Annotated in this window: 15 protein-coding genes; 4 read left to right on the top strand and 11 right to left on the bottom strand. The window is 73.1% G+C overall.

Going from position 1 to position 23128, the window contains the following annotated elements; all coding sequences use genetic code 11:
- Positions 1-10: 10 nt before the first annotated feature.
- From IE237_RS38575 to IE237_RS38555, 5 genes are all read right to left on the bottom strand, one after another.
- Positions 11-1147 carry an XdhC family protein gene (locus IE237_RS38575; RefSeq protein WP_189806878.1) on the bottom strand — a complete coding sequence of 379 codons (1137 nt, stop codon included), beginning with the start codon at positions 1145-1147 and terminating at the stop codon, positions 11-13.
- 41 nt (positions 1148-1188) lie between these two features.
- On the bottom strand, positions 1189-2661 hold the full coding sequence (locus IE237_RS38570) for an NCS2 family permease (protein ID WP_189806877.1): 1473 nt from the start codon (positions 2659-2661) through the stop codon (positions 1189-1191).
- Between the two features lie 274 nt (positions 2662-2935).
- Complete coding sequence (gene pucD / locus IE237_RS38565; protein WP_189806876.1) at positions 2936-5335, bottom strand: xanthine dehydrogenase subunit D; 2400 nt, start codon at positions 5333-5335, stop codon at positions 2936-2938.
- 2 nt (positions 5336-5337) lie between these two features.
- On the bottom strand, positions 5338-5931 hold the full coding sequence (locus IE237_RS38560) for a (2Fe-2S)-binding protein (protein ID WP_189806875.1): 594 nt from the start codon (positions 5929-5931) through the stop codon (positions 5338-5340).
- A gap of 2 nt (positions 5932-5933) precedes the next feature.
- Positions 5934-6824: an FAD binding domain-containing protein gene (locus tag IE237_RS38555; protein WP_189806874.1), complete on the bottom strand. Its 891-nt coding sequence runs from the start codon at positions 6822-6824 to the stop codon at positions 5934-5936.
- Positions 6825-7129: 305 nt separating this feature from the next.
- On the opposite strand from IE237_RS38555, the gene IE237_RS38550 reads away from it, so the two are divergent.
- Positions 7130-8824 carry a PucR family transcriptional regulator gene (locus IE237_RS38550; RefSeq protein ID WP_189806873.1) on the top strand — a complete coding sequence of 565 codons (1695 nt, stop codon included), beginning with the start codon at positions 7130-7132 and terminating at the stop codon, positions 8822-8824.
- Positions 8825-9152: 328 nt separating this feature from the next.
- Positions 9153-9956 carry a hypothetical protein gene (locus tag IE237_RS38545; protein ID WP_370468347.1) on the top strand — a complete coding sequence of 268 codons (804 nt, stop codon included), beginning with the start codon at positions 9153-9155 and terminating at the stop codon, positions 9954-9956.
- 62 nt (positions 9957-10018) lie between these two features.
- On the opposite strand, the gene IE237_RS38540 is transcribed toward IE237_RS38545, so the two are convergent.
- Positions 10019-11671 carry a WD40 repeat domain-containing protein gene (locus IE237_RS38540; protein ID WP_189806871.1) on the bottom strand — a complete coding sequence of 551 codons (1653 nt, stop codon included), beginning with the start codon at positions 11669-11671 and terminating at the stop codon, positions 10019-10021.
- Between the two features lie 120 nt (positions 11672-11791).
- Positions 11792-12637, bottom strand: coding sequence for a GntR family transcriptional regulator (locus tag IE237_RS38535; RefSeq protein WP_189806870.1), 846 nt, complete (start codon positions 12635-12637; stop codon positions 11792-11794).
- 194 nt (positions 12638-12831) lie between these two features.
- On the opposite strand from IE237_RS38535, the gene IE237_RS38530 reads away from it, so the two are divergent.
- The gene (locus IE237_RS38530; RefSeq protein ID WP_189806869.1) at positions 12832-13698 is read left to right on the top strand and encodes a (2Fe-2S)-binding protein; all 867 of its coding nucleotides are present in this window, start codon (positions 12832-12834) and stop codon (positions 13696-13698) included.
- 213 nt (positions 13699-13911) lie between these two features.
- Positions 13912-15024: a DUF2637 domain-containing protein gene (locus IE237_RS38525; protein ID WP_189806868.1), complete on the top strand. Its 1113-nt coding sequence runs from the start codon at positions 13912-13914 to the stop codon at positions 15022-15024.
- 36 nt (positions 15025-15060) lie between these two features.
- Here IE237_RS38525 and IE237_RS38520 read toward each other — a convergent pair whose 3' ends face one another.
- The 4 genes from IE237_RS38520 to IE237_RS38505 all read right to left on the bottom strand — a co-directional run bounded on the left by IE237_RS38520 (position 15061) and on the right by IE237_RS38505 (position 22926).
- Positions 15061-15465, bottom strand: a complete 405-nt coding sequence (locus IE237_RS38520; protein WP_189806867.1) for an ATP-binding protein — start codon at positions 15463-15465, stop codon at positions 15061-15063.
- A 111-nt stretch (positions 15466-15576) separates the two neighbouring features.
- A complete protein-coding gene (locus tag IE237_RS38515) occupies positions 15577-17319 on the bottom strand; it encodes a pyruvate dehydrogenase (protein ID WP_189806866.1) in 1743 nt (580 codons plus the stop codon).
- Between the two features lie 27 nt (positions 17320-17346).
- Positions 17347-19080 carry a protein phosphatase 2C domain-containing protein gene (locus IE237_RS38510; protein WP_370468346.1) on the bottom strand — a complete coding sequence of 578 codons (1734 nt, stop codon included), beginning with the start codon at positions 19078-19080 and terminating at the stop codon, positions 17347-17349.
- An 81-nt stretch (positions 19081-19161) separates the two neighbouring features.
- Positions 19162-22926: a S8 family serine peptidase gene (locus tag IE237_RS38505; RefSeq protein WP_189806864.1), complete on the bottom strand. Its 3765-nt coding sequence runs from the start codon at positions 22924-22926 to the stop codon at positions 19162-19164.
- Positions 22927-23128: the final 202 nt, after the last annotated feature.

The following is a 23128-nucleotide window of genomic DNA, read 5'->3' as shown; positions in this document are numbered from 1 at the left end:
GGAAACGGAGCTACGCGACCGAGCCTATGCGCCCGTCCGGCTCGCGGGGTCCGTCGTGGTGGATCGGGGTGTGGGCGCCCGTGAGGGAGAGGCCGCTGCCGCCGCGGCGGTTGGCGACGATCTCGGCGCCGATCGAGAGGGCGGTCTCCTCGGGCGTGCGCGCACCGAGGTCGAGTCCGATCGGGGAGCGCAGGCGGGCGAGTTCGAGGTCGGTGACGCCGACCTCGCGGAGGCGCGCGTTGCGGTCCTCGTGGGTGCGGCGGGAGCCCATCGCGCCGATGTAGGCGACGGGAAGCTTCAGGGCGGCCTGGAGGAGGGGCACGTCGAACTTGGCGTCGTGCGTGAGGACGCAGAGGACGGTCCGGCCGTCGACCTCGGTCGACTCCAGGTAGCGGTGGGGCCAGTCGACGACGATCTCGTCGGCCTCGGGGAACCGGGCCGGCGTCGCGAAGACGGGCCGCGCGTCGCAGACGGTCACGTGGTAGCCGAGGAACTTGCCGACCCGGACGAGGGCGGCGGCGAAGTCGATGGCGCCGAAGACGATCATGCGGGGGGCGGGGACGGAGGACTCGACCAGGAGGGTCAGCGGCTGTCCGCAGCGGCTGCCGTCCTCGCCGATCTCCACGGTGCCGGTGCGGCCCGCGTCGAGCATCGCGCGGGCCTCGCCGGCCGCGGTGCGGTCCAGCTCGGGGTGGCCGCCGAGCTTCCCCTCGTACGAGCCGTCGGGGCGGACGAGGAGGGCCTGGCCCATCAGCTCGTCCGGACCCCCGACGATCCGGGCCAGGGCCGCCGCCTCCCCCGTGGCGGCGGCACCGAGCGCGGCGGGGAAGACCCCGCCGCGGACCGGGGTGACGAGGATGTCGATGATGCCGCCGCAGGTCAGACCGACCGCGAAGGCGTCCTCGTCGCTGTAGCCGAAGCGCTCGACGACGGGCTTGCCGTCCTCGAGGGCCTGGACGCACAGGTCGTAGACCGCGCCCTCCACACACCCGCCGGAGACCGATCCGATCGCCGTGCCCTCGCTGTCGACGGCGAGAGCGGCGCCCGGCTGCCGGGGCGCGCTGCCGCCGACCGCAACCACGGTGGCGACGGCGAACGTGCGTCCCTGCTCGACCCACCGGTGCAGCTCTTCGGCGATGTCCAGCATGTCGGTCTCCTTGGGTGTGTACGGAGGATGATGGTCGGGCGTCAGCTGACGCCCAGCCAACCCTCGATCGGGTGAAGGGCGAAGAACACGATGAAGATCGCGGTCAGGGCCCACATGAACGCACCGACCTCGCGCGCCTTGCCCTGCGCCACCTTGATGACGGTGTAGGCGATGACGCCGGCCGCGACGCCCGGGGTGATGCTGTAGGTGAACGGCATCAGGACCACGGTCAGGAAGACCGGGATGGCGACGGAGCTGTCGCCCCAGTTCACGTGCTTGGCGTTCATCATCATCATCGCGCCGATGACGACCAGGGCGGCGGAGCCGACCTCACGGGGCACGATCTGGGTGATCGGCGTGAAGAAGAGGCAGGCCGCGAAGAACAGGCCGGTGATGACCGAGGAGAAGCCGGTACGGGCACCCTCGCCGACGCCGGTGGCGGACTCGACGAACACGGTCTGGCCGGAGGCGCCGGAGACGCCGCCGATCGCGCCGCCCGCGCCGTCGATGAACAGCGCCTTGGACAGGCCGGGCATCCGGCCCTTGTCGTCGGCGAGGTTGGCCTCGGTGCCGACGCCGATGATGGTGGCCATCGCGTCGAAGAAGCCGGCGAGGACCAGGGTGAAGACGATGACACCGACGGTGATGTAGCCGACGTCGCCCCAGCCGCCGAAGGAGACGTCGCCGAAGAGCGAGAAGTCCGGGCTGGAGACCGCGCTGCCCTTGAGCTCCGGAGCACCGTTGGCCCAGGCGCCCGGGCCCTTGGCCGGGATGTCGGCGACCGCGTTGACGATCAGGGAGATGACGGTGCCGGCGACGATGCCGATGAGGATCGCGCCCGGAACCTTGCGGGCCTGGAGCGCGAAGATCGCGAGCAGGGTGACGGCGAAGATCAGGACCGGCCAGCCGACGAGCTCGCCGCCGGCGCCCAGGGTGATGGGCGGACCGAACTGCGGACCGGCACCCACGAAGCCGGCCTTGTTGAAGCCGATCAGCGCGATGAAGAGACCGATGCCGATGGTGATGCCGTGCTTGAGCGGCAGCGGGATCGCGTTCATGATCATCTCGCGGAGACCGGTGACCACCAGGAGGCAGATCACCAGACCGTAGACGACGCACATGCCCATGGCCTGCGGCCAGGTCATGTTCGGCACGACCTGGGTCGCGAGCACACCGGAGACGCTGAGTCCCGCCGCGAGGACGAGCGGGACCTTGCCGACGAAGCCCATCAGCAGGGTGGTCACCGCCGCCGCGAAGGCGGTCGCCGTGATGACGGCGGAGGTGGCGAGGACGTGCTTGTCGACGTCCGGGCCGCCGAGGAGGATCGGGTTGAGCAGGAGAATGTACGCCATCGCCATGAAGGTGGTGACGCCGCCGCGGATCTCCGTCGCGACGGTGGATCCTCTCTCCGAGATGTGAAAGTACCGGTCGAGCCAAGAGCGCCCGGCGGGGGTGCGCGAGCCGGAGCCCGCGTCCTCAGCGGTGGTCTTGGGCTCCACAGACGACTGGGTCATGGGGCCTACTCCCAAGGTTCAAAGGGGCACCCGCATCAGACTTCTGAGCTCTGACGTGAAGCTGCGGGATTTGGGATATTTCGTTGGCTGCACGACCCGGGGGACGGCCCGAGACGAACGGGGTACTGCCGTGATGCGGGTACTGCCGTGGTGCGGGGTACTGCGGGTGACGCGGATCCTGCGGTGGTGCGGGTACTCCCTCGGGGGAGTGCTCCGGGCGGTGCGGGCGGGGGAAGTGTGACGTTCCGGGGAGGCACGCACCGCCCGGAGAGTCCTACAGGGTGCCGGTGAGCGCCTCGGGGCGGACCGGCGTCTTGTTGAGCTCCAGGCCCGTCGCCGCCCGGATCGCCGCGAGGACGGCCGGGGTGGACGACAGGGTCGGGGCCTCACCGATGCCCCGCACGCCGTACGGCGCGTTGGGGTCGGCCAGCTCGAGGTAGTCGACCGGGATGGTCGGCGTGTCGAGGATGGTCGGGATGAGGTAGTCCGTGAAGGAGGGGTTGCGCACCTTCGCGGTCTTCGGGTCGACGATGATCTCCTCCATCACCGCGACGCCCAGGCCCTGGGTGGTGCCACCCTGGATCTGGCCGACCACGGAGAGCGGGTTGACCGCCTTGCCGACGTCCTGCGCGCAGGCCAGCTCGATCACCTTCACGAGACCGAGCTCGGTGTCCACCTCCACGACCGCGCGGTGCGCGGCGAAGGCGTACTGGACGTGGCCGTCGCCCTGGCCGGTGACGAGGTCGAAGGCCTGGGTGGGACGGTGCCGCCACTCCTCCTCGACCTCCACGGCCTGGTCCTCCAGGACGTCCGCGATGGTGGCGAGGGCCTCGCCGCCGTCGGTGACGACCTTGCCGCCCTCCAGGAGGAGTTCGGCGTTGGCCCAGGCCGGGTGGTACGAGCCGAACTTGCGCCGGCCGATCTCCAGGACCTTCTCGCGGACGATCTCGCAGGAGTTCTTGATGGCGCCGCCGGTCATGTACGTCTGGCGGCCCGCGGAGGTCGAACCGGCCGAGCCCACCTGCGTGTCCGCGGGGTGGATGGTGACCTGCTGGACACCTAGCTCGGTACGGGCGATCTGCGCGTGGATGGTGACGCCGCCCTGGCCGACCTCCGCCATGGCGGTGTGGACCGTGGCGACGGCCTCGCCGTTGATGACCTCGATGCGGATCTTGGCGGTCGAGTAGTCGTCGAAGCCCTCGGAGAAGCCGACGTTCTTGATGCCGACGGCGTAGCCGACGCCCCGCACGACACCCTCGCCGTGCGAGGTGTTGGACAGGCCGCCCGGCAGTGCGCGGACGTCCGCGCCCTCGCCGGCGGTCTCCCACTGGCGCTCCGGCGGCATCGGGCGGGCCTTGACCCGGCGCAGCAGCTCGGCGACCGGGGCCGGCGAGTCCACGACCTGGCCGGTCGGCATGATCGTGCCCTGCTCCATGGCGTTGAGCTGGCGCAGCTCCACCGGGTCCATGCCCAGCTTGGCCGCGAGCTTGTCCATCTGCGCCTCGTAGGCGAAGCAGGCCTGGACCGCGCCGAAGCCGCGCATGGCGCCGCAGGGCGGGTTGTTGGTGTAGAGGCCGATCGCCTCGATCTCGACGTCCTCGACGACGTACGGGCCGACCGAGAGGGAGGAGGCGTTGCCGACGACCGAGGCCGTGGACGACGCGTACGCGCCGCCGTCCAGCACGATCTTGCACTTCATGTGCGTGAGCTTGCCGTCCTTGGTGGCGCCGTGCTCGTAGTAGAGCTTCGCCGGGTGCCGGTGGACGTGCCCGAAGAAGGACTCGTACCGGTTGTAGACCATCTTGACCGGCTTGCCGGTGCGCAGGGCGAGGATGGAGGCGAGGATCTGCATGGAGATGTCCTCGCGGCCGCCGAAGGCGCCGCCGACACCGGCCATGGTCATCCGGACCTTCTCCTCGGGCAGGCCGAGGCAGGGGGCGATCTGCTTGAGGTCCGAGTGCAGCCACTGGGTGGCGACGTACAGGTCGACGCCGCCGTCCTCGGCCGGTACGGCGAGGCCGGACTCGGGGCCGAGGAAGGCCTGGTCCTGCATGCCGAAGGTGTACTCGCCCTTGACGATGACGTCGGCGCGCTTGGCGGCCTCGTCGGCGTTGCCGCGGATGATCGGCTGGCGGTGCACGATGTTCGGGTGCGGGACGTGGCCCGAGTGGTGGTCGTCGCGGTTCTCGTGGACCAGGATCGCGTCCGGGGCGAGCGCCGAGGCCTCGTCCGTGATGACCGGGAGCTCCCGGTACTCGATCTTGATCTTGGCGGCGGCGCGGCGGGCGGTCTCCGGGTGGTCGGCGGCCACGAGGGCGACCGGCTCACCGTGGTGACGGACCTTGCCGTAGGCGAGGACCGGGGTGTCCTGGAACTCCATGCCGTAGTTCTTCGCGGCCGGCAGGTCCTCGTGGGTCAGGACGGCGTAGACGCCGTCCATCGTGAGGGCCTCGGAGGTGTCGATGGACACGATCTCGGCGTGCGCGACGGTGGAGCGCAGGATCTGGCCCCACAGCATGTCCTCGTGCCACATGTCCGAGGAGTAGGCGAACTCGCCGGTGACCTTGAGGGTGCCGTCCGGGCGGAGCGTGGACTCGCCGATGCCGCCCTTGACGTGGTTCTGGGTGACGTCGGTGGGCGTGCCCACCGGAACGGTGCGTGTGTTCTGAGCCATCGTCAGACCGCCTCTCCCTGACGCTCCTGGCGAGCGGCCGCGAGGCGGACCGCGTCGAGGATCTTCTCGTAACCGGTACAGCGGCAGAGGTTGCCGGAGAGCGCCTCGCGGATGTCCGCGTCCGTCGGGGACGGGTTGCGCTCCAGCATCTCGTCGGCCGCGACGAGCAGGCCGGGGGTGCAGAAGCCGCACTGGACGGCGCCGGCGTCGATGAACGCCTGCTGGATCGGCGAGAGTTCGATGCCCTCACCGGTCTGCGAGTCCTGGGGCTTGGCCTCCCACTTCTTCGCGGCGTCGACCGAGGTGCCGCAGGCGCCGGTGGCGCAACCGCCGTGCGCCTCGCGCTCCTTGGCGAACTCCGCCAGGCCCTCGACGGTGACGACCTCGCGGCCCTCGACCTGACCGGCGGCGACCAGACACGAGCAGACCGGCACGCCGTCGAGACGGACCGTGCAGGAACCGCACTCGCCCTGCTCGCACGCGTTCTTGGAGCCGGGCAGACCCAGGCGCTCACGCAGAACGTAGAGGAGGGACTCGCCCTCCCAGACGTCGTCGGCTTCCTGCGGACGACCGTTGACCGTGAAATTGACGCGCATGGTTATGCAGCTCCCTCAAGCGTGCGGCCGGCGCCGCGGTACTGCTCCCAGGTCCAGCCGAGCTGGCGGCGAGCCATGATGCCGACGGCGTGGCGCCGGTACTTGGCGGTGCCGCGGACGTCGTCGATCGGGTTGGCGGCGGCCGAGCAGAGGTCGGCGAACTGCTTCGCGATCGAAGGGGTGATGATCTTGCCGTTGTCCCAGAAGCCGCCCTCCTCCAGCGCCGCGTTCAGGAAGGCCTCGGCCTCCTTGGCGCGGATCGGGGTCGGCGCGGCGGAGCCGATGCCGGTGCGTACGGTCCGGGTCTCCGGGTGCAGGGCCAGGCCGAAGGCGCAGACGGCGATGACCATCGCGTTGCGGGTGCCGACCTTGGAGTACTGCTGGGGGCCGTCCGCCTTCTTGATGTGGACGGTCTTGATGAGCTCGTCGGGCTGGAGCGCGTTGCGCTTCACGCCCGTGTAGAACTCGTCGATCGGGATGAAGCGGTTGCCGCGCACCGACTCGACCTCGACCTCGGCGCCCGCGGCGAGCAGGGCCGGGTGGGCGTCACCGGCGGGCGACGCGGTGCCGAGGTTGCCGCCCACGCCGCCGCGGTTGCGGATCTGCGGGGAGGCGACCGTGTGCGAGGCGAGCGCGAGACCGGGCAGCTCGGCGCGGAGGTTCTCCATGATCCGGGTGTACGGGACGGAGGCGCCGAGGCGGACGTTCTCCTCGCCGATCTCGTACTCGCGCAGCAGCTCGATACGGTTCAGGTCCAGGAGGTACTCGGGGCGCCGGTGGTCGAAGTTGATCTCGACCATGACGTCGGTACCACCGGCGATGGGCACGGCCGTGGGGTGCTCGGCCTTGGCGGCGAGCGCCTCCTCCCAGCTGGCGGGGCGAAGGAAGTCCATGGTGGCTCTCTTCTAGTGATTCTGGTGATCGGGGGTCGAACTGGTGGGTCCGGGGGGACGGCCGGCCCTCGACATCGTGTTCATGTGCTGTTCACGCGGTGTGTGGCCTAGTACACAAGCCACGATCGCCCGGGTGCAGTCACCGAAAACATGAAGGAGTTGGCTGGTGCCCGTCGTCGTCTTGTAGATTCGAACGAAAGGCGGGGAACAGAAACCTCGCCGTTTTCCCCTGGAAACGGTGGCACCACCCCACCGTCGACAACGCGACACCCACCATCACCGAACGAAGGAACGGCGGCGACACGATGCGGCTGCGCGCACTGCTGGAGAACGACGCGCTCGGGCTGCGCCTGCTCGGCGGCGAGGACGAGCTGGACCGGACCGTCCGAGGCGTGATGACGACGGACCTCAAGGACCCCAGCCGGTACCTGTCCGGCGGCGAGCTGGTGCTGACCGGCCTCGCCTGGCGGGCGGAACCGGCCGACGCCGAGCCCTTCGTCCGGATCCTGGCCTCGGCCGGAGTGGCCGCCCTGGCGGCGGGTGAGGCCGAGCTCGGCGACATCCCCGACGATCTCGTAGAGGCGTGTTTGCGCCACCGGCTTCCGCTCTTCGCCGTGAACGAGTCCGTTGCGTTCGCGACGATCACCGAGCATGTTGTTCGACAGGTCTCCGGCGAGCGGGCCGGCGACCTGGCGGCCGTCGTCGACCGGCACCGGCGGCTCATGACCTCCGGACCGGCGGGCGGCGGACCCGAGGTCGTCCTCGACCTCCTCGGCTCCGACCTGGACCTGCGGGCCTGGGTCCTCTCCCCCACCGGCCGCCAGATCGCGGGCGCGGGCGAGCCCCTGGAGGCCGGTCTCGCCGCCACCCTGGCCGGTGAGCACCTGGCCGCCACCCGGACCGGCCGGCGCGGCCCGCACCGGCTGAACCTCGCCGGATCCACGTACTCGCTGTTCCCGATCCGCAACACCGGCCGGGGCGCGGCGCCCGCCTCCCGGGACGTGCGCGAGACGGTCCTGTCGGACTGGCTGCTCGCCGTCGAGGCGGACGCCGGGGACTGGCCGGCCGCCCGGCTGGACCTGCTCCAGGGCGTCACCCAGCTGATCGCCGTCGAGCGGGACCGGCGCGACGCGGCCCGTACGGTACGGCGCCGGCTCGCCCAGGAGGTCCTGGAGCTGGTGCAGACGGGCGCCGCGCCCGCCGAGATCGCGGCCCGGCTGCGGGTCGCCGCCCCGGTGCTGCTGCCCGGGCTCGGCACGGCCCCGCACTGGCAGGTGGTCGTCGCCCGCGTGGAGTGGGAGCAGGAGGCCGGCCAGGCCGCCGTGGACACCGGTCCGGTCGCCCAGGCGCTCCTGGAGGAGGTCCTCGTCGACCCGGCGACCGTCGGCGCCGAGTCGGCCGACCGGATCGCGGTCGCGCACAGCGGCGACGAGGCGATCGCGCTGGTCCCGCTGGCCGCGGGACCGCTGCCGGACAGCGAGGACGAGGGCCCGGCCCCCGCCCTGGGCCTCCACGCGGACGCGCTGCTCGCCTCCGTACGGGCCCCGCTCTCCTCGGGCCTCGCCGACGACGGGCGCCTCACGCTGGGCGTCAGCGCGGCCGTGCACTCGGCGGAGGGCCTGCGCGGGGCCCTGGAGGAGGCCCGGCACGCCCGCCGGGTGGCCGCCGCCCGCCCGGGCCGGGTCTGCGCCGCCGGGCACCACGAGCTGGCCTCGCACGTCCTGCTGCTGCCGTTCGTCCCGGACGACGTCCGGCGCGCCTTCACGGCCCGGCTGCTCGACCCGCTGCGCGACTACGACCGGCGCCACCGTGCGGAGCTCATCCCGACGCTGGAGGCCTTCCTGGACTGCGACGGCTCCTGGACCCGCTGTGCGACCCGCCTCCACCTGCACGTGAACACGCTGCGCTACCGGGTGGGCCGGATCGAGCAGCTCACCGGCCGCGACCTCTCCCGCCTGGAGGACAAGCTCGACTTCTTCCTCGCGCTGCGGATGAGCTGACCCGCGCTGCGGATGAGCTGAGTCGAACACCGCGAGGCCCGTCCGGGGCCCTGGCGATTCACTCCTTCGGGCGAGTCCGGAGGAGTGGCGTCCGGGCCCTCGGCGGGCCTCGCGCTCGGGGCCGCGCGGACCGGGTCCGGGCCTGATCACCGGCGTGATCACGGGCCGGCCGGCGGTCCGGGGGTCCGCCGGGCGGGGTCGGGGCAGAGGCTTCCACCCCCTACCGAGCTTTGTGAAATTTTTCACCCGACCCCTTGGCCGGGTGCCGCCGTTCGTGCTGAGATGCCGTCCTACTCAACAGCTCAATGGCGCGCTCGGGGAGGGCAATGTGGCGGATACCGCCATGTCTGGTTCCGAATCAAGGGGTGGCGAAGATCCGTCCCTCGCCTACGGCAAGGAGACACCCGTGGAGACCGCCATATGGCGGCTCCGCTCCCGAGGTTGCTGGACGGACGCCGCCGCGCTGCTCGCGCCGCACGCGACCGAACCGGCGGCCGCACTCGAACGCGCGGCGCTGCTCATCGAGCGCTGCCTCTACACCGAACAGGGCTGGGCCGACGCCGAGGAGGCACTGCGGGCGGCCGAGGCGGTGGCCGGCACCGACGAGGAACGCGGGGCCGCGGCCTGCGAACGCGGCTATCTCGCCTACGCCTCCACCCTGTTGGGGGTGCGCGACCGGGCCGACGAGGCCCGGATGGCGCTGGGCCGGGCGGCGGCGCTGATCGGCCCCTCCGCCACCGGCCGGCCGCTCCTGGACTTCCGGCGCGGGCTCATCGCCCAGAACCTCGGCGACTCCCCGCAGGCGGCGCGTGCCGCCTATCGCAGGGCGCACGCCGGGGCGACCGCTCAGGGGGACTCGCTCCTGCTCTCCTTCACCTGGCGGCACCTCGCCGGACTCGCCCTGCGCGAGGGCGAGTTGACGGAGGCGCGGCACGGTTTCGCGGAGTCCCTGCGGATCCGCGAGGAGCTCGGCTACCTGGTCGGCACGGCCCCGGCGCTCACGGCCCTGGCGACCACGGAGACCGAACCGGAGGCGGGACGCCTGCGCGCGGAGGCGCGCCGCCTCTTCCAGTTGCTCGGCGGCGTACCGACCTGGCTGTCGGCCCAGCTGACGCCCCGGGCGGCGACCTGAAGTCCGGTACGTACGGGGCTCGGTGACGGATCGTCACCGAGCTCCGTTCCGCACTCGCTCACCTAGGACCGGGGTGCGAGGCACACCAGGCTCTCGTCGGTGCCGACGAGCAGGGAGCCGGCTCCCGTGACGGCGACCGCGCGGACCGGGGGACCCGGGCGGAAGGAGAGCGTCGGGCCGCCCTCCGGCCGGTGGAGTTCGACGAGGCCGTCGGCCCAGGCCGCGGCGACGAGCGGCCCGTGCGGGGTCTCCGTCGCGTGCAGGGAGACCACCGGCGAGGGGCGCTCGGCGAGGGGCTCGGGGCGTGTGTCCCGGCCGGGGGTCCAGAGCCGGACGCTCCCGTCGGCGCCGCCGGAGCAGACGAACGGGGTCTCGGACTCGACCGCCGCGACGGCCGTGACCCGGCCGCTGTGCGAGGCCGACTGGTAAAGGCCCGTCAGGCCGAAGGCGTGGACCGATCCCAGCCGGTCCCCCACCACCACCGAGCCCGCGATCGCCGCGAGGGCCGTGCCCGGGTGGCGGGCCAGGGTCGCCGAGACCGCCTCGGTGAGCCGCTCCAGGTACGGCGGCCGGGGCGCCGTCCCCCGCACGGCGTGCAGCCGGCCCCGGTCGTCCAGGAGCAGCACCGTGCCGTCGGGCGCGGGCGCGAGCGCGGTGATCCGGCCGGGGACGGTGTGCGCGAGGCGGCCGGCGGGGCTCGCGTCGGCCTCGTGCAGCAGTCGTACGGTGCCGGTGGGGTCGCCGACGAGGAGGGTGCCCTCCAGCGGGCCGCCCGCCGCGCCGAGCACCGTGACCGGGCCCGGCCAGGGCGGGTTCAGGTCGCCGCGGTGACGGGCCCACCGGACGCGCCAGGGCGCGCCCTCCGCGAGCTCGGCCAGCGCGGGGCGGAGCCGGGGGTCGGCGCCGTCGCCGAGCGCGGCGAGAAGGACCAACGCCCGCTCCGCCGGGGCCTGTTCACGACAGAGGGACTGTCCGGCGCGCATCCAGGCGGTCCGCAGCCCGCCGTGCTCGTCGGCGGTGCCCTCGCCGGGCCGGGCGGACGGTTCGGGCCCGTCGAGGGTGCCGGGCACACCGGCGAGCGCGGCGCCGGTGACGTACGCCGTGGTGACGAGCAGCGGGTCGGCCGCGCAGACGGCCACCGGGTCGGAGAGGTCCGGCAGCGGCGGGGCCGGCTCCACGAGGACGCCGTCGGCGGTCTCGGGCTCGCCGTCCAGGTCGACGACGGTGACCCGGCCCTCGGCACGCAGCACGGCGGGGGCCGGGGTGCCGCTCCGGGCCTCGACCACGAGGCGGATCCTCCCGACGCCGGCGAGCTCGACGATGAGCCGGGTGACCGCGGCGGGTTCGGCGGCGGCGTGGAGGTCCGTGAGGAGGAGGACGGCCCGGCCGGCGGGCCGCGCCTCGCTGGTGGCGAGGGCGTGGACGAGGTCACCGGGCGAGCGGGCCACGACACCGAGCCGGTCGGCGATCGTCCAGGCCGCGCCGAGCGCGCTCTGCCCGGCGAGCGGGACGAGCATCCGGGCCGTGCGGCGGCGGGAGCGGCCGGAGCGCGGGCCGTGTGCGGCGAGCCAGCCGAGGAGTGCGGTCTTGCCGCTGCCCGGGGCGCCGGTGACGAGGCAGAGCCGGGGGGCCTCGGGATCGGTGAGCCAGCCGAGCAGCGCGGCGGCCTCGGCTTCCGTACCGTCCCATGCCGGGGACGGGGTCGCGGACGGCATGGGACACCTCACGGGCGACGCGGTGCGGGCGGCTGACGCCTTCGACCTTAGTCGTCCGGGGGGCTCAGGACTCCGATCCGGTGAACCAGGGTCCGGACGACCTTCGGCTGCGGGGCCGGCTCAGCACTCCGATCCGGTGAAGTGCTCGCGCACCAAGGCCTGGACGACCGTCAGGTCCTGGGCGATCAGGGCGTCGAGCAGGGCCGTGTGCTCGGCCGCGTCGGCGACGAGGACGCCGTGGCGGAGGGCGGGCGCGCTGATCAGGGGCCACTGGGAGCGGCGGTGGAGGTCGTCGGCGACGGCGAGGAGTTGCTCGTTCCCCGCGAGGGAGAGGACGGCCCGGTGGAAGGCCCGGTCGGCCTCGGCGTAGTGGGCGCGGTCGCCGCGGGCGGCGGCGGTCGCGGTGGCCTCGGCGAGCGGCCGGAGCTCGGCCCAGCGGGCGGCCGGGACGGTGCGGGCGAGCCGCAGCATGACGGGGACCTCGATCAGCGCGCGGACCTCGGCGAGCTCGGCGAGCTCGCGGGGGGTGCGCTCGGTGACGCGGAAGCCGCGGTTCGGCACGACCTCGACGGCGCCCTCGACGGCGAGGCGCTGCATGGCCTCGCGCACGGGGGTGGCGGAGACGCCGAAGCGCTCGGCGAGGGCGGGGGCGGAGTACACCTCGCCGGGACGGAGCTCACCGCCGACGAGGGCGGTGCGGAGGGCTTCGAGGATCTGCCCGCGGACGGAGTGTCTGCGCACGGTGCGGGGGCCGAGGGCCGCCGGGTCGTCGTGGGTGTGCTCGCCCCTGGCGTGCTCGGCGCCGCGGGCCGCGTCCGTGCCGCGCGCCTGCTCGGGCACGCGTACGGGCTCCGTGTACGGCTCGGGGAACGGCGGCCCGGGACGTACGGACTCCGCGCGTGCGGCGTCGCCGAAGGGCGGGGACGGCCTCTCCGTCGCCCGCTCGCGCGCTGCGCCCTGCTCCACCCGGGTCCTCCTGCGGCCTCGTGCCGGGCCCGGCTCGCGTCGCCCGGGTCCTCTGTGCACCATAGGCGAACGGACCGACATCCGGGGCATACGGGCTGCCCCGCAGGTGGGAGGGGTTCGGCGGTGGTGAGAGGCCACCCCGAATCGGGTAAGGTAAGGCTAACCTGCCCACGCTCGCGATTCGGTGGTCCCCCATGACCGTCCCCGCTCTGCTGCCCGCACCCCCCGCCTCGCCCGTCGCGGCCTCCTACGCCCGGCTCGCCGAGGTCTACGCCGGCCTGCGCATCGAGGAACCCCTCCGGGACGAGCGACTGCCGCGCGGCGCGGGCTGGGTCGGCGCGGACGAACTCGCGGCCGGCGGCCCCCACCTCGACGCCTTCCTCGCCTGGGACGACGCGCAGGTGCTGCGGGACTACGGCACCCAGGCCCGCCCCGACGTCGTCGCGAGCTTCGGACTGCACCGGTACGCGTGGCCCGCCTGTCTCCTCGTCACCGTGCCCTGGTTCCTGGACCGCCGGGTACCCCGGCTCCCCGCACGGAACGTCGCCTTCCAGCGCGCGCTCGGCAGCATGGCGGTCCGGATCGAGGAGTTCGCCTGCCTGCCGGGAGATCCGGCCGCCGACCTGCCCGGCGCCCGGGTCGTCGCCGACGAGGAGGCCCTGCGGGCCGAGGTGCGCGCCTCGCTCGCCGAGCACTTCGAGGCCGTCCTCGACGGCTTCGGGCCCCGGATGCGGCGGGGCCGCCGGGCCCTGTGGGGCATGGCCACGGACGAGATCGTCGAGGGCCTCTGGTACGTCGGGGCCCTGCTCGGCGAGGAGCCGCGGGCGATGGCCGAGCTGGAACTCCTCCTGCCGGGCACCCCCAAGCCGTACAAGCCGTACGCCGGCGGGGCCGGCTTCCGGGAACTGGCCGGCACCGAGGGGCCGGACGGCGCTCCGCGCACCACCCGCGACCGGGCCACCTGCTGCTTCTTCTACACCCTGCGCCCCGAGGACACCTGCCTCACCTGCCCGCGCACCTGTGACGCCGAGCGCGTCCGCCGGCTGACCACGGCCGCCTGAGGCTCCCGGCCCGCGGCCGCGATTACGCCACCCTTTCGAGTGACGGGAATCGAACTCAATCACCTTTCCCTGCATGGGCGTTCGACCAGATCGCACCTATTCGTATGCCCTGCGACCCCGATGGCGTGCTCTTGCCCGGAAACCCCTTGAGCGCCCCACGGGGTCGGCCAGTATGGGCCGCCAAACGCCCTACTGCGATGCAAGGGACACCGCATGAGACTGACCGACATATCGCTGGACTGGCTGCTTCCGGGCGGCGTGATGGTGGCCGGAGTCCTGACGGCGGTGGCGGTGCTCGCGCGCGGGAAGCGCGCCGGTGACCAGGCCGCGGCCGACGACTCCTGGGAACGCAGCGAGGAGCGTCGCAGACGCAAGGAGGCCGTCTACGGATTCGCCTCGTACGGGCTGCTCTTCCTCTGTGCGGCCGTCGCGGCGGCGCTCTCCTTCCACGGCCTCGTGGGCTTCGGCCGCCAGAACCTGAACCTCGCCGGGGGCTGGGAGTACCTCGTCCCCTTCGGCCTCGACGGCGCCGCCATGTTCTGCTCGGTGCTCGCGGTCCGCGAGGCCAGCCACGGCGACGCGGCCCTCGGCTCGCGCCTGCTCGTCTGGCTGTTCGCGGGTGCGGCGGCCTGGTTCAACTGGGTGCACGCACCGCGCGGCATGGGTCACGACGGGGCTCCGCACTTCTTCGCGGGCATGTCCCTCTCGGCGGCGGTCCTCTTCGACCGGGCGCTGAAGCAGACCCGCAGGGCCGCGCTCCGCGAGCAGGGCCTGGTGCCCCGCCCGCTGCCGCAGATCCGCATCGTGCGGTGGCTGCGGGCACCCCGCGAGACCTTCGCGGCCTGGTCCCTGATGCTCCTGGAGGGCGTACGGACCCTGGACGAGGCGGTCGACGAGGTGCGCGAGGACCGGCGGGAGAAGGAGCAGAACCGGCTCCGCCGGCGCGACCAGGTCAAGCTGGACCGGGCGAGACTCAAGGCGATCAACCGTCAGCACCGCGCCTTCGGGCTCGGCCGCGGCGGCGGACGCCAGGTCGAGATGGCGGCGCTCAACGCCGCGGCCGGTCCGGGTCCCGGCCCGGGTGCGGGCAGTGGTTCGGGCTCCGCGACGGCCGCCGTGCAGGCCGCCGTCGCGGAGCCCGCCATAGCGGACCCCGGACAGCTGCCGCTTCGACCCCGGCCCTCCCTGCAAGCCGTACGGGGCGATGAGCCCCGGCCCGGCGAGTCCCGGACGGTGGACCTCACCGCCGAGGACGACACCCAGGCGCTGCCCCGCCTCGACTCCCTGGAGCGCAAGCTCAAGGATCTGGAGCAGCAGTTCGGCTGAGCACGGGAAGACGAAGGTGTACGGCGGGGCCGCCTCTCAGGCGGCCCCGCCGTTCAGTTCGAACCACACCACCTTGCCCACCCCGTGGTCCTCGACCCCCCAGGAGTCGGCGAGGGCCTGGACGAGGACGAGTCCCCGGCCGTGCGTACCGTCGTCGGCGGGCGGTACGTGCGGTCTCGTGAGTCCGGGCACGAAGTCACGGACCTCGACCCTCAGTTGCTCGGGGACGACCGTCGCGGTCACGACGGCCCCGTGCTCGGTGTGGACCAGGGCGTTCGTCACCAGTTCGCTGGTGAGCAGTTCGGCCACGTCGGAGGCGCCCGGCCCGCCCCACTTGCGCAGCAGTTCACGCAGAGCATGTCGTACCTCCGGCACCGCGGTGAGATCCGCGCATCCCACCTTTCTGAGCAGTTGAGTCGGCTGTCGTGCCTCCCCGGCCATATCCCCCACCCACAGGTCGCGTCGAACAGGCTCACGGGGATGCATGCCCCGCATCACCGTCCGCATTCATGAGGTGATGGCGGAGGGTGAGCGGAGTGTCCGGAAAGTCCCTCAGGGCCGCGGCACGTTGCGCAGGTTGGACCGGGCCATCTGGAGCATCCGGCCCACTCCCCCATCCAGGACGATCTTGCTCGCGGAGAGCGCGAAACCGGTCACCATGTCGGCGCTGATCTTCGGCGGGATGGAGAGCGCGTTGGGGTCGGTGACGACGTCGACCAGGGCCGGTCCCTTGTGCCGGAAGGCGTCCTTGAGGGCGCCCGCCAGCTGCTTGGGCTTCTCGACCCGGACGCCGTAGGCCCCGGCGGCGCGGGCGATGGCGGCGAAGTCCGGGTTCTTGTTCGTCGTCCCGTACGAGGGGAGTCCGGCGACCAGCATCTCCAGCTCGACCATGCCCAGCGAGGAGTTGTCGAACAGGACGACCTTCACGGGCAGGTCGTACTGGACGAGGGTCAGGAAGTCGCCCATCAGCATCGAGAAGCCGCCGTCGCCGGAGAGCGAGACGACCTGCCGGTTCCGGTCCGTGAACTGGGCGCCGATCGCCTGCGGCAGGGCGTTCGCCATCGAGCCGTGGCTGAACGAACCGATGATCCTGCGCCGCCCGTTGGGCGAGAGGTAGCGGGCCGCCCAGACGTTGCACATGCCGGTGTCGACCGTGAAGACCGCGTCGTCGTCGGCGAGTTCGTCGACGACGGAGGCGACGTACTCGGGGTGCACCGGGACGTGCTTCTCGACCTTGCGGGTGTACGCCTTGACGACGCCCTCCAGCGCGTCGGCGTGCTTCTTCAGCATCTTGTCGAGGAAACGGCGGTCGGTCTTGGCGCGGATCCGGGGGATCACACAGCGCAGGGTCTCGCGGACGTCCCCCCAGACGGCCAGGTCGAGCCGGGAACGGCGGCCGAGGTGCTCGGGCCGGACGTCCACCTGCACGATCTTGACGTCGTCCGGCAGGAAGGCGTTGTACGGGAAGTCGGTGCCGAGCAGGATCAGCAGATCGCACTCGTGGGTGGCCTCGTAGGCGGCGCCGTACCCGAGCAGACCGCTCATGCCGACGTCGTACGGATTGTCGTACTGGATCCACTCCTTGCCCCGCAGGGCGTGGCCGACCGGCGCCTTGATCCGCTCGGCGAACTGCATCACCTCGGGGTGCGCACCCGCCGTGCCGCTGCCGCAGAAGAGCGTCACCCGGTCGGCGGCGTCGATCATCCGCACGAGGGCGTCGATCTCGGCGTCCCCGGGGCGGACGGTGGGCCGGCTGGTGACGAGCGCGGTCTCCGCCGACTTCTCCGGGGCCGGCTGGGAGGCGATGTCGCCGGGCAGTGAGACGACGCTGACGCCGCCGCGGCCGACGGCGTGCTGGATCGCCGTGTGGACCAGCCGGGGCATCTGCTTCGGGTTGGAGATGAGTTCGCTGTAGTGGCTGCACTCGCGGAACAGCTGGTCGGGGTGGGTCTCCTGGAAGTAGGAGAGGCCGATCTCGCTCGACGGGATGTGCGAGGCGAGGGCCAGGACCGGGGCCATGGAACGGTGGGCGTCGTACAGGCCGTTGATGAGGTGGAGGTTGCCGGGCCCGCAGGAGCCCGCGCAGGCGGCGAGGCCGCCGGTGATCTGGGCCTCGGCGCCCGCGGCGAAGGCAGCGGTCTCCTCGTGCCGCACCTGGATCCAGTCGAGGGCGGGGGTACGACGGATCGCGTCGACGACCGGGTTCAGGCTGTCGCCGACCACTCCGTACAGCCGCCGCACGCCCGCGCGCACGAGGATGTCGACGAACTGTTCCGCCACGTTCTGTCTGGCCATGGCTCCATCAACACACGAGACGGCGGGTTACGCCTCCCAGACGGCCACCCCCGTACGGTCGTCGGCGTACCCGGTCACCCTGAGCTGGGTGTCCGCGAGGAAGGCGGCGAGGCCGGGCGGCTCGGCCTCGGCCCAGCGGGCGGCGAGCTCGTGGGCGAGGGCGGGCTCGCCGCGCATCGGCTCGGCGAGTCCGGGCGAGGCGAGGAGGAGGGTGTCGCCGGGGCGGGCCACGGAGGCACGGAAGCGGAAGGGCTCGGCGGGCGGCGGGACGGGCTCCTCGACGAGGGGCGGCGCGGTGGTGATGCCGAGGTCCATGGTGAGCCTGTCCCCCTCCTCGGTCGCCTCCTGGACGGCGGGCGGCGAGCCGAAGCCGACGACGGGGGCGCCGATGGCGGCGGACGGTCCGGGCAGGAGCGGTTCGAGGTCCTGCCACGAGCCGTCGCGGAGCCGGAAGAGACCGCCGCCGCCGATGCCGAAGAAGACCCGGGTGCGGCACTCGGGGTCGGCGGGGACGAGGAGGCAGCGGAGGGTCGCGGTGTACTCGTCGGGGGCGAGGCCCCGCTCGGCGGCGCGGGCCCGCAGCTTGCCGTAGGTCCGGTCGGTGAGCCGGTGGAGTCCGGACTTGAGGTCGCCCCGGCGGCCGGACCTGATGTCCTCGGAGAGCCGGGCGTGGCTGCGGCAGACGGCCTCGGCGATCCAGTGGCAGGCGTCGGCGGCGGCGAGGTGGGCGTCCTCGGCGGTGCGGGAGCCGGCGGCGACGGCGACGAGGACGAGCGCGGTCTCGTCGTGTCCGAAGCGGGCGGTGAGCAGGGCGTCCCGGCGGGGTTCGCCCCGGAAGCGGGCGGAGTCGCCGCGTACGGAGGCGGCGCGCAGGGTGCAGGTGCCGTAGCGGGCGCCGTCGAGGACGGTGTCGGCGACCAGCTCGGCGAGCTCGCCGGGCCGGGCGACGGGCAGCGCGGTGGGTTCGGGCTCGTAGGTGGGCGGCCTGCTGCCCACGAAGCCGGTCCTGGGCCGCGGCACGGACACGGCCACCTCGACGGTGAGGTCGTGGGCGTCGGATCCGGGCTCTTCGTGGTCCGGCTCCTGGGGCAGGGGCACCTGGACGGTCGGCGTCTCGACAGGCGGGGCGACCGGGGGCGGCGGGGGCGGCGGCGGGGCCGGGAAGGTCCGCGGCCCACCCCCCTCGGGCGCCTCCCAGGGCGCGGGCCCGTTCACGGGCGGCACGGACCGGGGGCTCGGCCCGGCGGGCGGAGGAAGCGGGCTCGGCGCGGCGGCCACGGGGGGCGCGGGCGGCGGACCCGACTCTGCGGCCACGGGCGACGGGGGAAGCGGACTCGGCGTGGCGGCCACGGGGGGCGCGGGCGGCGGGCTCGGCGCGGGCGGGGCCGGGGGCTTCGGCGGGCTGCCCGGCGCCGCGGCCACCGGAGGCAGCGACGGCGGGCGGGGGGCGCTCGGCTCGGGCGGCGGGCTGCCCGGCCCGGCGGCGACGGGAGCCGGGGGCGGCGTCGGCCGGGTGCTCGGCGGTGGCGGTGCGGCGGGCGGGGGCGCCGGGGCCCGGTTCACCGGGACCTGCGCCGGTGACGGGTCCGGCCGGCCCGGCGCCGCGCGGGGTGTCGTGTCGAAGTGGTCGTCGAGCGAGTCACCCGAGACCGTCGGGGCCGCGTCCGGCTCCGACTCGTCGTAGAGCTTGTCCCACCAGTTGTCCCCCTGCTGAGTCATGCCCTTATTGTCCACCGCGCACGGCGCCGGAAAACGGGACATCAGGAAAACCGCTGCTGCAAATGGGTGGTCCGCCGGGCGACCCCACCCCCCACGGGAAGGACGCCCGGCGGACCGGCGTGATCAGCGCACGTCGTAGGCGCGGACCACGGTCTGGGTGACGGAGTTGCCGTTGGCGTCCGTCAGTTCGGTCTTCAGGGTGACCTGCTTCCCGGTCGCGCCCGCGTGGTTCACGGTCGCGGTCCAGCCGCCGCCCTGCTGAGAGACCCGCGCTTCGGTCCAGGTCGTACCCCCGTCGTAGGAGTACGAGAGCTTCGCCGAGGTGAGCGCTGCGGGAGTGTAGCCCGCGTGACCCGTCGCGGTGAGGCCGATGTGCTGGCCGTCGGTCGCGGCGAGGGTCTTGAGTCCGTCCTCCGGAAGGTCGTACCGGGGGAAGAGAATCGGGATGCCCTGAGAATAGACGCTCTCGTCAAGCTTGGAGGTGAATTCCCACACCGAGTTGACGGATGTGGAGCGGGCCCACACCTTGCTGCCGATCTTCATGGTGTTCTGTTCGAGCGTGTACGTCCCGGCTTCGGCCGGTACCTCGAAGACACCGAACGGCCAGCCGGTCTCGCCGATGAGCTCGCCGTCGCGGCTCAGCCTCAGGTTGCCGATGTCGCCGAAGGAGCCGGGCTCGGCGTGGTGGGTGCTGTCGCCCCACATGGCGTTCGCGAAGCCGATGAGGTTGCCCTGGCGCTCGGAGACGAGGACGGGCCTGCCGGCGGTGTCGCGGGGCGCGGTGGGGGCGATGACGCCGTCGTACCACTTCTCGGTGCGCTTCTCGCCGGGCTTGTAGGCGTGACGGGCGCCGATCATGATCTCCCCGAACGGGAAGCTGCTGTTGACCATCTGCTGCCAGGTGGTGTCACCGGCGGAGTAGTACTCGGTGCGGGTGCCGGGCGCCGGGACGGTCTCCAGCGAGCCGAAGGAGACGGCGACGCCGTTCGGGCGGTAGGCGGCCGGGAAGTCCGTGAAGTCCGTGGTGATGCCGGCCGAGCCGTAGGTCGACTCCGTGCGGCCCAGCCGGTCGTCGCGGACCCGGTAGTCCTTGTCGCCGCGGAGGGCGCCGGTCTCGGGGAAGGCGAGGTTGTAGAGGTACGGGCTCTTCGCCGTGGCCTTCCAGGCGAGGGTGACCTCGCCGGCGGTCAGCTTGCCCAGGAGCGCGGTCGCCTCGGTGGACGGGACGGACAGGACGGGCAGGCCGAGGCCGGTGAACCCGCCGGTCGGGTACCAGCGGCCGGGGGCCGAGTGGTACGTGACGACGGCGACGGCGCCGGCGGCCTTGGCGTTCCGGGCGAGGGTGCCCGCGCCGGTGGAGTCGTCCGGGAGGCGGACGAGGGCGATACGGCCCTGGACCCCGGCGGCCTTCAGCTCGTCCGGCGTGCCCGTTCCGGCGTCGACGAGGCGGGCGGAGCCCGTGCCGTCGAGGTTGTCGGAGCCGATCGAGGCGGTCAGCGGGTGCAGGGTGAGACCGTCGGCGGTGCGCAGCGAGGTGATCTGCGGGGCGGCGGCCCGCCAGTAGCTGCCGAACTCGAAGTCGCCGTCGTCGGCCCCGCCTTCGACCGAGGCGTAGTAGCCGCGGATGGTGCGCGGTCCGGTGGCGGTTCCGGAGTGCAGCCAGAAGTCGTCCCAGGAGCGGGCGAACGCGAGGGTGGCGCCCCGGAGTTCGGAGGCCTTGTCGGTCCTGATCGACAGCTTGTGGGCCTTGCGGGCGTCGAGGACGACCGTGGTGTCCTTCTTCAGCTCCAGCTGCGGACGGCCGAGGTAGCTCAGCGAGTCGTTCAGCGTGGCGCCCTCGCCCGCGTCGGGCGTGGCGACGAAGGAGGAGAGGAAGTAGCTGCCCGGGCGCAGGCGGTAGACCTGGTCGGCGGCGCCCTCGTTGAAGCGGCGCTCGCCGCTGGCGGTGTCGGTGCCGATGACGTCGAGGGAGGAGGCTCCGTCGGCGGGCTTGCCCTGACGGTCGATCAGCTTGACCCGCAGGGTGACCGTCTCGGGCTCCACGTAGAGCGAGAACGGGGTGGAGACGTGGACGCCGCCCTTGCCGGTGGCGACGACGCGGCCGGTGACGTCGCCGTACTGGGCGCGCTCCAGGCGGGCGTCGGGGGCGAGGTCGAGCGGGACCTCGACGGTGGCGCCGGCCGGAACGGTGACGGTGCGCTTCCCGAGGCGGGCGACGGTCGACCGGACGGCGGAGCCGTCGTTGCCGGTGACCTTCTCCACGGCCAGGTTCAGGGTGACCGGGGCGTCGGAGGTGTTGGTGTACGGCACGGAGACCGTGGTGCGGTCGGTCCTGTCCTGCGGCCAGTTGAAGGTGCCGCCCTGGACGGCGGGGGCGCCGAGGACCGTCTGGTCGATGGCGGCCTTGACGTCGAGGCGGCCGCCGCCGACCTCGCGGACGTCGCCGGGGACGCCGCTGTCGGCGGAGGCGACGAGCGCGGACTTGATCTGCTGGGCGGTCCAGTCGGGGTGGCGCTGCTTGACGATGGCGGCGGCGCCCGCGACGTGCGGGGTGGCCATCGACGTACCGGACATGGACTGGTACGCGTATACGCCCCGGCCGCCGGCCGCGGCGGCGGAGATGCCGACGCCGGGCGCGGCTATCTCGGGCTTGAGGGTGTGGTTGACGATCGTCGGGCCGCGGCTGGAGAACCACGCGGTGGAGTCGTCGCGGTCGGTGGCGCCGACGGTGAGCACGCTGGGCGCGCAGCCGGGCGAGGAGACCGTGTTGAGGGTGGGGCCCGAGTTGCCGGCGGCGATGACGAACAGCGTGCCCTCGTTCTGGGCGAGTTCCTCGGCCGCGACGCTCATCGGGTCGGTGCAGTCGGTGGGGACCTGGCTGCCGAGGCTCATGGAGACGACGTCGGCGCCCTGGGCGACGGCCCACTCCATGCCCGCGATGATCCAGGAGGCGGCGCCGGAGCCGGAGTCGTTGAGGACCTTGCCGTTGAGGAGGTCCGCGCCGGGGGCGACGCCCTTCTTCTTCCCGTCGCTCGCGGCGCCGGAGCCGCCGACGGTGGAGATCGTGTGGGTGCCGTGGCCCTGGTGGTCGCCGGTGGTGTCGGAGTCGGTGAAGTTCTCCGAGGCGACGATGCGGCCCTTGAGGTCGGGGTGTTCGGCGTCGGCGCCGGTGTCGAGGACGGCGACCTTGGTGCCCTTGCCGTCGTAGCCGGCGGCCCAGGCCTCGGGGGCGTGGATCTGCTTCGTCGACTGCTCCAGGGTGGCCTCGACCTTGCGGTCGAGCCAGAGCTTCTTCAGGCCGGAGGAGCGGGCGGTCGGAGTGCTGATCTCGGCCCAGAAGGTGGCGGCCTGCTTCTTCTCCGCCTTGAGCGCGACGCCGTCGACGGCCTTGAGGACCTGGCCGCGCCGGGCGCCGCGGGGGGCCGCGGGGACGGAGCGGGCGAGGTCGGAGCCGTAGACCGCGATCAGGGGCAGCGTGGTGGTGGCGGCGTCGTCGTAACCCTGGCGGATCAGACCGGTGACGTTGAAGAGTTCCTCGTCGACCCGCCCGGCGGCGAGCGCGGCGGTGGCGTCCTCGGGGTAGACGTACAGGTCTCGGCCGGAGCGGCGGGTCTGGACCAGCGGGACCGTCCCGTCCTCGCGCGGCAGGGCCGTGGCCGCCGGATTGCCTTCGGCGTCGCGGGTGACCAGGACGCGGTCGCCGGTGACGAGGGTCACCGTGGCGGTCCTGGCTCCGTCGCCGGCGCGGGCCGAGGCCTCGCTGCCGACCAGCGGTCGCTTGCCGGCCGTGTCGTCCTGCGGCTCATCGGCCATGGACGGCGCGACCGCGGTGACGGCCAGGACGACGGCGGTCGCCGCCCCCAGGGCCGTACGCGAAATCGGGCGCATCGCTCTCCCCATCTGAATCCGGAAAAAGGGCATAAGACGCCCTTCTCCGGAGGCTGTTGGTGCTGCGGTGGCGCCACATTGGCAGAGGTGAGGGCGGTACAGGGATGATGGGAGAGGCGGGAATACGCCGTGGCCGTTTCCCGCCAGGTCACCAACGGAACGAATGCCTCCGGTGAACGTCCCTGGAAGGTCCGGGACGCCC

It is taken from the genome of Streptomyces tanashiensis, assembly GCF_014648895.1.
GTDB lineage: Bacteria > Actinomycetota > Actinomycetes > Streptomycetales > Streptomycetaceae > Streptomyces > Streptomyces tanashiensis.
Note: the sequence above shows the minus strand (reverse complement) of the source record. Positions and strands in the feature narration are given on the sequence as shown.

What these genes read in the sequence shown, in the direction of transcription:
- IE237_RS38515 (WP_189806866.1), bottom strand. Translation starts at nt 17,319, where the DNA reads ATGGCCAGACAGAACGTGGCGGAACAGTTCGTCGACATCCTCGTGCGC.
- IE237_RS38520 (WP_189806867.1), bottom strand. Translation starts at nt 15,465, where the DNA reads ATGGCCGGGGAGGCACGACAGCCGACTCAACTGCTCAGAAAGGTGGGA.
- IE237_RS38555 (WP_189806874.1), bottom strand. Translation starts at nt 6,824, where the DNA reads ATGGACTTCCTTCGCCCCGCCAGCTGGGAGGAGGCGCTCGCCGCCAAG.
- IE237_RS38550 (WP_189806873.1), top strand. Translation starts at nt 7,130, where the DNA reads ATGCGGCTGCGCGCACTGCTGGAGAACGACGCGCTCGGGCTGCGCCTG.
- IE237_RS38560 (WP_189806875.1), bottom strand. Translation starts at nt 5,931, where the DNA reads ATGCGCGTCAATTTCACGGTCAACGGTCGTCCGCAGGAAGCCGACGAC.
- IE237_RS38570 (WP_189806877.1), bottom strand. Translation starts at nt 2,661, where the DNA reads ATGACCCAGTCGTCTGTGGAGCCCAAGACCACCGCTGAGGACGCGGGC.
- pucD (WP_189806876.1), bottom strand. Translation starts at nt 5,335, where the DNA reads ATGGCTCAGAACACACGCACCGTTCCGGTGGGCACGCCCACCGACGTC.
- IE237_RS38510 (WP_370468346.1), bottom strand. Translation starts at nt 19,080, where the DNA reads ATGTCCCGTTTTCCGGCGCCGTGCGCGGTGGACAATAAGGGCATGACT.
- IE237_RS38540 (WP_189806871.1), bottom strand. Translation starts at nt 11,671, where the DNA reads ATGCCGTCCGCGACCCCGTCCCCGGCATGGGACGGTACGGAAGCCGAG.
- IE237_RS38575 (WP_189806878.1), bottom strand. Translation starts at nt 1,147, where the DNA reads ATGCTGGACATCGCCGAAGAGCTGCACCGGTGGGTCGAGCAGGGACGC.
- IE237_RS38525 (WP_189806868.1), top strand. Translation starts at nt 13,912, where the DNA reads ATGAGACTGACCGACATATCGCTGGACTGGCTGCTTCCGGGCGGCGTG.
- IE237_RS38530 (WP_189806869.1), top strand. Translation starts at nt 12,832, where the DNA reads ATGACCGTCCCCGCTCTGCTGCCCGCACCCCCCGCCTCGCCCGTCGCG.
- IE237_RS38505 (WP_189806864.1), bottom strand. Translation starts at nt 22,926, where the DNA reads ATGCGCCCGATTTCGCGTACGGCCCTGGGGGCGGCGACCGCCGTCGTC.